Annotated in this window: 7 protein-coding genes; 3 read left to right on the top strand and 4 right to left on the bottom strand. The window is 56.7% G+C overall.

The window, feature by feature from the left end; translation table 11 throughout:
• The 4 genes from benC to catA all read right to left on the bottom strand — a co-directional run.
• The coding region (gene benC / locus WCA53_RS30230; protein ID WP_423920044.1) for a benzoate 1,2-dioxygenase electron transfer component BenC at positions 1-953 on the bottom strand (953 nt) is incomplete at its 3' end.
• 40 nt (positions 954-993) lie between these two features.
• Entirely contained in the window at positions 994-1,482 is a 489-nt protein-coding gene (gene benB, locus WCA53_RS30225; RefSeq protein ID WP_423920041.1) for a benzoate 1,2-dioxygenase small subunit, read from the bottom strand.
• Entirely contained in the window at positions 1,479-2,837 is a 1,359-nt protein-coding gene (locus WCA53_RS30220) for a Rieske 2Fe-2S domain-containing protein (protein WP_423920038.1), read from the bottom strand. Before WCA53_RS30220 ends, benB begins: the two co-directional genes overlap by 4 nt.
• Before the next feature lie 107 nt (positions 2,838-2,944).
• Positions 2,945-3,877 (bottom strand): catechol 1,2-dioxygenase, encoded by a 933-nt coding sequence (catA, locus tag WCA53_RS30215; RefSeq protein WP_423920035.1) that lies wholly within the window; start codon positions 3,875-3,877, stop codon positions 2,945-2,947.
• A gap of 177 nt (positions 3,878-4,054) precedes the next feature.
• Between catA and WCA53_RS30210 the strand changes: the two genes are divergently transcribed.
• The 3 genes from WCA53_RS30210 to catC all read left to right on the top strand — a co-directional run bounded on the left by WCA53_RS30210 (position 4,055) and on the right by catC (position 6,582).
• Positions 4,055-4,969, top strand: a complete 915-nt coding sequence (locus WCA53_RS30210; RefSeq protein ID WP_423920030.1) for a LysR family transcriptional regulator — start codon at positions 4,055-4,057, stop codon at positions 4,967-4,969.
• A gap of 111 nt (positions 4,970-5,080) precedes the next feature.
• Positions 5,081-6,208: a muconate/chloromuconate family cycloisomerase gene (locus tag WCA53_RS30205; protein WP_423920025.1), complete on the top strand. Its 1,128-nt coding sequence runs from the start codon at positions 5,081-5,083 to the stop codon at positions 6,206-6,208.
• A 95-nt stretch (positions 6,209-6,303) separates the two neighbouring features.
• Positions 6,304-6,582, top strand: a complete 279-nt coding sequence (catC, locus tag WCA53_RS30200; protein ID WP_423920022.1) for a muconolactone Delta-isomerase — start codon at positions 6,304-6,306, stop codon at positions 6,580-6,582.
• The last annotated feature ends 946 nt before the right edge of the window (positions 6,583-7,528 follow it).

Below are 7,528 nucleotides of genomic sequence, written 5' to 3'. Positions count from 1 at the left end.
TCGTCGAAATACTTACGCACTGCATCGACCATCGGTGGCGGCCCGCACAGGTACACGTCCACGTCACCATCATTTACGGCCTCCGCCGGCATGTGCTGCGTCACCCAACCCTTGCGAGGGTGTGTCGAATCCGCATCGGCCACCACTGTGCTGTAGGTGAAATTGGGCAACTTCGCCACGTACGCCTCGATAGCATCGACCTGGACGAGGTCGAGGTCTCTCGTCACGCCATAAATCAGATGAACTTTCTGCTGCGAATTCACGCGAGCCAGCACTTCCAACATCGACAGAAACGGTGCCAGGCCTGTGCCGCCGGCGAGGAACAGCAACGACCGCTCCACCGCGCGCAGATAGAAGCTGCCGAGAGGCCCGGTCAGCTCTACTTTGTTGCCTGCCTGTGCGGATTCGAGCCAGGTGCTCATCACGCCACCGGGAATCTTCTTAATCAGAAAACTGATTTTTGATTGACCCGGTGCCGACGAAAAAGAATACGAACGGTGCTGACCGCTGCCAGGAACATCAATGTTGACATACTGGCCAGGCAGGAATACGGGCGCGGTCGCATCCACATCCATTTCGAGCACAATGGCCGCGTCGTTGTGCGGTACCACCTTTGATACGGTCGCGGCGAACTTGCTTTGCTCAGTCTTGCATGCAGTGGAAGATGCCGGCACCGCAATCACACAATCGCTTTCTGGCACCATCTGGCAGGTGAGTACGAGACCGCTGCTCTTCTCATCCTCGCTCAGCGCGTCTTCGATGTAATCGTCGCCAAGGTCATAGGTGCCGCTTTCAGCGCGGCACTTGCAGGTACCGCACACGCCATCGGAACAATCCATTGGCAGGTTAATTTTTGCGCGAAAGGCGGCATCGAGCACCTTCTCGCCCGGCTTGCATGCGACGAAGCGGGTCACGCCGTCCTCGAAGTTCAGTGCAATGTTGTAGCTGGTCATGTTGTCTCCTCTGCTTCCAGTTTCCTCTCGGCGCTCGACGTCAAACGTGATAAATGTCGAGCACCTGGCGGATGTAGTCGTTCTTCAGAACGATTTTCTTGGCTGAAATCAACAAGTTGTCGTCGACTTTTCGCAAGGTAACGAACATCGTGCCGAAAAAATGGTCGTTGATTCTGTAGCGGTGGCTGAGTGTGTCGAAGTTGTAGCGCACGTCCACTTCGTTGCCGCGTTCGGCCAGCACTTCCACATTGGTTACGTTGTGGCTGGTACGCGGTTCAGGCATCGACGCACTACTGCGTTCGGTCTTGATGCGAAACACACGGTCTTCCAGACCGCCTCGGTCCGGGTAATACATCAACGAAATCTGACTCTCGTGGTCGTCGGTGAGCTTGTCGTCATCGTCCCAAGCCGGCATCCAGTAGCTGACGTCCTCTGCATAGCAGGCTAGCCAATCGTCCCACTGGCGGTCATCGAGCAGGCGGGCTTCGCGGTACAGCATGGCGCAGATTTTCCGGTAATCGAAGCTCATGCCACGGCCTCCTCTTGTTCCTTTTTCAGCGCGTCGCGGATCACTTGCACCCAGTATTCGTGCTGGCACACAAACAGGCCTTCGTCTTCGCTGCGCTCGCCTGAGATAACCGGCTTGAGACCCATACTCTTCGCGTTCGCGTCCGGGCCATCGACCCACAACGGAGCGCCGCGCGAAAGGTCGTTCCACAACGCGGTGGTGCCGGCATAGCCAGCCTGGCAAGCGCGGAACTCTTCAAGGTCGTCTGCGGTGCCCATTCCCGAGACGTTGAAGAAATCCTCGTATTGACGGATGCGGGTAGCGCGGTCGGCCGCGCTCTCACCCTTTGGGGCAAAGCAGAAGATGGTGACTTCGGTCTTGTCGACACTGAGGGGGCGTACCACGCGAATCTGCGTGCTGAACTGGTCCATCAGGAACACGTTCGGATACAGGCACAGGTTGCGCGTCTGGTTGACGATGAAATCCGCCTGTACTTCGCCCACGCGTGCCTTGATTTCTTCACGATATTGATAGACCGGCCGCACTTCCGGGTTCATCGTCTTGGTCCACAACAGGATGTGGCCGTGCTCGAACCCGTACACGCCCGCAACCGACTTGCTCCAGCTGTTCGCATCCACTGCCTTGGTGCCATCGACCTTGCGCCGGTCCATCGTCGCGGCATAGTTCCAGTGCACCGTGCTGACGTGGTAGCCGTCGCAGCCGTTCTCCATCTGCATCTTCCAGTTGCCGTCGTAGATGTACGAGGAATTGCCGCGTAACACTTCCAGCCCGTTCGCTGCCTGGTCGACGATTTGGTCGATGATGACCTTCGTTTCGCCAAGGAAGTCTTCTAGCGGCATCACGTCCGCATTGAGGCTGCCGAACAGGAAGCCACGATAGCTCTGGAAGCGCGCGACTTTCTTCAGGTCATGCGAGCCATTGGTGTTGAACTGCACCGGGTATTCGGTGGTCTTCACGTCCTTCACTTTCAGCAGCTTGCCTGTGTTAGCGAAGCTCCAGCCGTGGAATGGACAGGTGAACGTACCTTTATTGCCGTGCTTCTTCCGGCACAGCATCGCGCCCTTGTGCGCGCAGGCGTTAATGACCGCATGCAGTTCGCCGCTTTTGTCGCGAGTTACGACGATGGGCTGGCGGCCAATCCACGTGGTGTAGTAGTCGTTGTTGTTGGGAATCTGGCTCTCATGCGCGAGATACACCCAGTTGCTCTCGAAGATGTGTTTCATCTCGAGCTCAAACAAATCGGCGTTGGTGAAAATATCGCGGCGGCAACGGAATACACCGTTTTGTTTGTCGTCCTGAACCGCGGTGTGCAGCAATTCATCCAGTTGCGAGGCTTTGTCGTTGAATGCGGACATGAGTGCTCTCCTGGGCGTGCTCCGTCAAGGGCACGCGCATTGGTGTCGAAAGATTCTTGAAGAATTGAGCGGCAGCAGTGGTACGACTTGGCAGCCGCCTTTAGCGGTCAGGCAGCAGCAGACGCACGCAGGCGATGAACGAGCTGGTTATCCTTGCCCTGAACCAACGGAGTCAACTCGATGTTGAACTCGATGTCCTTGTAGGTATCAGCCTTCATTTCCAGCGCAGTGCCCCCGGACTTTTCGACCACATGCGGAATCAAATCCTCGCGGGTGGCGTAGGCGAAGTCGTCCCAAATTAACGGGTCGCCCTCAATATTGATTTGCGTTGTCAGCTTGCGATACTTGTCCGAGGTGACAAAGAAGTGCACATGCGCCGGACGGTCGCCATGGCGGGCGAGCACGTTCAACAACTGCTGGGTCGCGCCCTGCGGCGGGCAGCCGTAGCCCACCGGCATCAGCGTGCGGAATTCGTACTTGCCGTCGACGCCAGTTCTGACTGCACCGCGCAGATTGAAGTCGCTCTGCGCGCCGGTCGGGTCAAAGTGCGAATAGAAGCCTTTTGAATTTGCGTGCCAGCATTCGACCACCGCACCTGCGACGGGCTTGCCGTCTGGACCGGTGACCGTGCCGTGGATGACCAGAGGGCCGGCGTCCTGGTCGGGATTGATGTCAATCCTGGACACGCCATCGCGCACCGGTGCGCCGGTGACATACAGCGGACCTTCGATGGTACGCGGCGTGCCACCGATGTCGGCCTCCTTGTCCTCGGCATCCATGCGAATGTCGAGATACTTCTCCAGGCCGAGGCCAGCGGCAAGCAACGCCGCTTCACCGTCTTGGCCGAGCTTGTTGAAATAGTGGACGCCGGCCCAGATTTCATCGGGCGTCATGTCAAGGTCGTCGATGGCCTTGAACAAATCGCTCAGCAGACGATGGACAATCTGCTTGCCGCGAGGATTGCCGTCCTGGCTTGCGAGGTTGGCAGCGGCCTTCAGCAAGTCCTGCACTTCGTTCGTATCGAACACTTTTACGCTCATGTCTGCTCCTGAATCTCTCTATTTTCTGGTGGGGTTAACCCTTCATTTAACGCCTACATGAATATGCCTGGGAGGTATAATCAGGTGCTAAACCAGAGTGTGAAAGCAGGATAAAGGACGCTGTAAAGGCCCGTCCAACACTGATTTAGTATCGGTCTATATCCAGGAGGTATTGAAATGGAATTGCGGCATCTTCGCTATTTCGTCGCGGTAGCCGAAGAACGCAATTTCACGCGCGCGGCGCAGCGACTGCACATGGCCCAGCCGCCTTTGAGCCGTTCGATACAGCAACTAGAAGAGGCTCTTGAGGTTCAGCTATTTCAGCGCGACTCGCGGCCGTTGAAGCTCACGGAGACGGGTAAGTTCTTCTATGCCCATGCCGTGCAGTTGCTGGCTCAGACAGCCGAACTCGAATCAATGACGAGGCGCGTGGGCAACATCGAGCGCAGCCTCTCTATCGGTTTCGTTGGTTCGACTTTGTACGGAATGCTGCCAAAAATCATCCGGCGCTTCCGCGATGAGAACCCTACGGTCGAACTCACCCTCCACGAGATGTCGACGATGGACCAGATTAGAGCGCTGAAGGACGGTCAAATTGATGTCGGGTTTGGCCGTATTCGACTCGAGGACGCGAACATCCGCCGGGTGATTCTTCGCGAGGAGAAGATGATTGTTGCGCTCCCGGAGGGCCATCCACTCTCACTCGTCAAGCCCGTCCTCGCTCTTAGCGACCTCGTCAACGAGACTCTGATTATTTTCCCGAAGGCGCCACGCCCCAGTTATGCAGACCAGGTGCTTTCGGCATTCCAAGACCGTGCTCTCAAGCCTCGCCGGATATATGAAGTGCGAGAGTTGCAGATTGCGCTAGGTCTCGTAGCAGCGGGGGAAGGAATATCTGTCGTTCCGAGCAGCGTGTACGGCCTGAAGCGAGACGATGTGAGCTACAAGGAACTGGACGACCCCACTCTGGTTTCCCCCATCATCATGAGCATGCGTATGCTCGACGAGTCGCGGGACATTCAAGAAATGCTTGCACTTATCTATCGGCTGTACGAGGAGGCGAGGACGCCCCATGTGCCCCGTGCCGATTAGGGGTGATGTCGGCTATACCTCGAGGGTATGACACTAGACGTCGATGGTGTTGGACAGGCGATTATTGCGCGCGCAATACTTCAGCAACCCAACAACTCCGCCATTTTAGGTATGAACCCAAAAATCACCTCCGTCGAAGCGATTCTGGTTGACCTCCCAACCATTCGCGCGCATCAGCTAGCAATGGCGACAATGCAGCAACAAACCCTGGTCATCGTCCGTCTGCGCTCAAGCGATGGCATCGAGGGTATCGGCGAGGCCACCACGATTGGTGGTCTGTCTTACGGCGAGGAAAGTCCGGAAGGCATCAAGCTGACCATCGATACCTACCTTGCACCTGCGCTTGTCGGGCAAGATGCGACCAATATCAACGGTGCAATGCTCAAGCTGAACAAGGTCGCCCGGGGGAACCGGTTCGCGAAATGCGCGCTTGAAACGGCTCTGCTGGACGCTCAGGGCAAGCGCCTGGGCGTCCCGGTTTCAACGCTTCTTGGCGGCGCTGTCCGCAAGACGCTTCCGGTCCTTTGGACGCTCGCAAGTGGGGACACCCAACGCGACATCGAGGAAGCGGAAATGCTCCTCGGTGAACGTCGCCACAATACTTTCAAACTGAAGATTGGCCGGCGTAGCGTTCGGGATGATGTAGCGCACGTATCGAGAATCAAAGCTGCACTTGGCGACCGTGCCAGAGTCACTGTAGACGTGAATCAGGCATGGAATGAGGTCGAGGCAGCACTGGGAATTGAGGCGCTCGAAGCTGCGGGCATCGACCTCATCGAGCAACCCACTCCGCGAGAGCAGCGCGGAGCACTCGCCAGACTCGCATCTCGTTTCGTCGTGCCCATCATGGCCGACGAAGCGGTGACAGGCCCGGAGGACGCCCTCGAACTCGTGCGCGGTGCTTGTGCGGACGTGTTTGCATTGAAGATTGCGAAGTCCGGTGGAATCTACGGAATGATGCGTACCGCCGCCATCGCGGATGCAGCCGGCGTGTCCCTGTATGGTGGCACGATGCTCGAGGGCAGCATCGGGTCGATTGCGTCGGCACACGGATTCACTGCGCTTCCACAACTTGCTTGGGGTACAGAGCTGTTCGGACCGCTCTTGTTGAAAGACGACATCGTCACTGCGCGCCCCCAATACCGAGACTTCGACCTTCATATGCCCGAAGGGCCAGGCCTAGGCCTGCATATCGACGAGGAAAAGCTCGCTTTCTACCGTCGCGACAAAAAAATCTGAGCGCACGCACAGTCAATCCAGCACCAACCACATCGACCCATTCCAATTATTGTGCTGGTGGGCCTGAGAGATCCATATTTTTTAAAAGGAATCCTATGCTTTATCTCGTAAGAATGGATGTACACCTGCCACACGATATGCCGGCGGCTCAGGCTGACCAAATCAAGGCACGAGAAAAGGCCTACTCACAAGAGCTTCAGCACCAAGGCAAATGGCAGCAGCTACATCGCGTTGTCGGAGAGTATGCGAACTACAGCGTTTTCGACGTCGAATCGCACGACGAACTGCACACCATCCTCTCAGGGCTGCCGTTGTTTCCGTATTTGACGATGGAGGTGACTGCGCTCGCACGTCATCTGTCATCCATCCGCTGAAGCTGCAAACGAATGCCATGAGTCGCGGCACCGAAGGTACGCGAGTGAGGCAATCGGGGCATATATCATCGCCGGCGTGTGCATTTCGGCGCTCGGCGTGTCCGGGATGTTTATCACGTAAGTTCGCAAAGACAAGGCCGGCGAACTGCTGCGGAATCGGATGATTGACGCCTATCTCATGAACTGGCGGCGTCGGATTGGCATCTGCACACCAGCAGATTCTGTTTTGTCGACGACATGCGATGGTTCTACTCGCGAGACCCGGGCGGATGATGCCGCGCGAGCGGCAACTTGAGGTGGCTCGCTCGATAGTACCGTCGAACCGCGGTGGCTGAGAATGTCAATGACTCACGTTAACCCTGAGTTTTTCAAAGGTACGTTTTACTGTATCTTGTTGCCGAGTTTAGTACAAGTGACTAAACATACGACTAATGGGCATATGCTGGGCGTAAGCGGGCTGCGGTCGCTAGTGACGGACGCGCGTTAGGTACAAGAAATTCCAACTGAGAGAACGCATTGAAAACCGCCAATAAAAAAGGGGCTACGGGCGTGAGCCCATATACGCCCCACAACGTTGACGTCGCCATCACCCATCTCGAGCGAGTCCTATGCTCGGAAGGTGCGGATTCATTGTTCGCGCAAGCTTACTGGCGCGGTCGGGTTCTTCAGGCATATGCGACGCGGGGGCTAATGCGCACGCAACAGGAACGGTTGCAGCGATTGCTTGACCGCCTCGGAGCTGCTCCCAAGTATGTGCTTCCTCGGGGGCAGGTCGTTTGAGAATCCTCTATCGATACATTGACGGACCGGTAGCGCGCGGAAGCTAAAATTCTCGTCGAAAATCGGCGATAGCTTTTCAAAAGGTGCCTACGAGTGCGCACCAGCGCCTACGGCGCGTCTCCAAAATCTTGTCCCGCAGTTCTTCTCTTCAACGTCTTTGGAATTA

Origin of the sequence: Caballeronia sp. (assembly GCF_049581465.1) — a bacterium.
Classification (GTDB): domain Bacteria; phylum Pseudomonadota; class Gammaproteobacteria; order Burkholderiales; family Burkholderiaceae; genus Caballeronia.
This window is presented reverse-complemented; position numbering and strand designations above follow the sequence as displayed.

What these genes read in the sequence shown, in the direction of transcription:
- benB (WP_423920041.1), bottom strand. Translation starts at nt 1,482, where the DNA reads ATGAGCTTCGATTACCGGAAAATCTGCGCCATGCTGTACCGCGAAGCC.
- WCA53_RS30220 (WP_423920038.1), bottom strand. Translation starts at nt 2,837, where the DNA reads ATGTCCGCATTCAACGACAAAGCCTCGCAACTGGATGAATTGCTGCAC.
- catA (WP_423920035.1), bottom strand. Translation starts at nt 3,877, where the DNA reads ATGAGCGTAAAAGTGTTCGATACGAACGAAGTGCAGGACTTGCTGAAG.
- WCA53_RS30210 (WP_423920030.1), top strand. Translation starts at nt 4,055, where the DNA reads ATGGAATTGCGGCATCTTCGCTATTTCGTCGCGGTAGCCGAAGAACGC.
- WCA53_RS30205 (WP_423920025.1), top strand. Translation starts at nt 5,081, where the DNA reads ATGAACCCAAAAATCACCTCCGTCGAAGCGATTCTGGTTGACCTCCCA.
- catC (WP_423920022.1), top strand. Translation starts at nt 6,304, where the DNA reads ATGCTTTATCTCGTAAGAATGGATGTACACCTGCCACACGATATGCCG.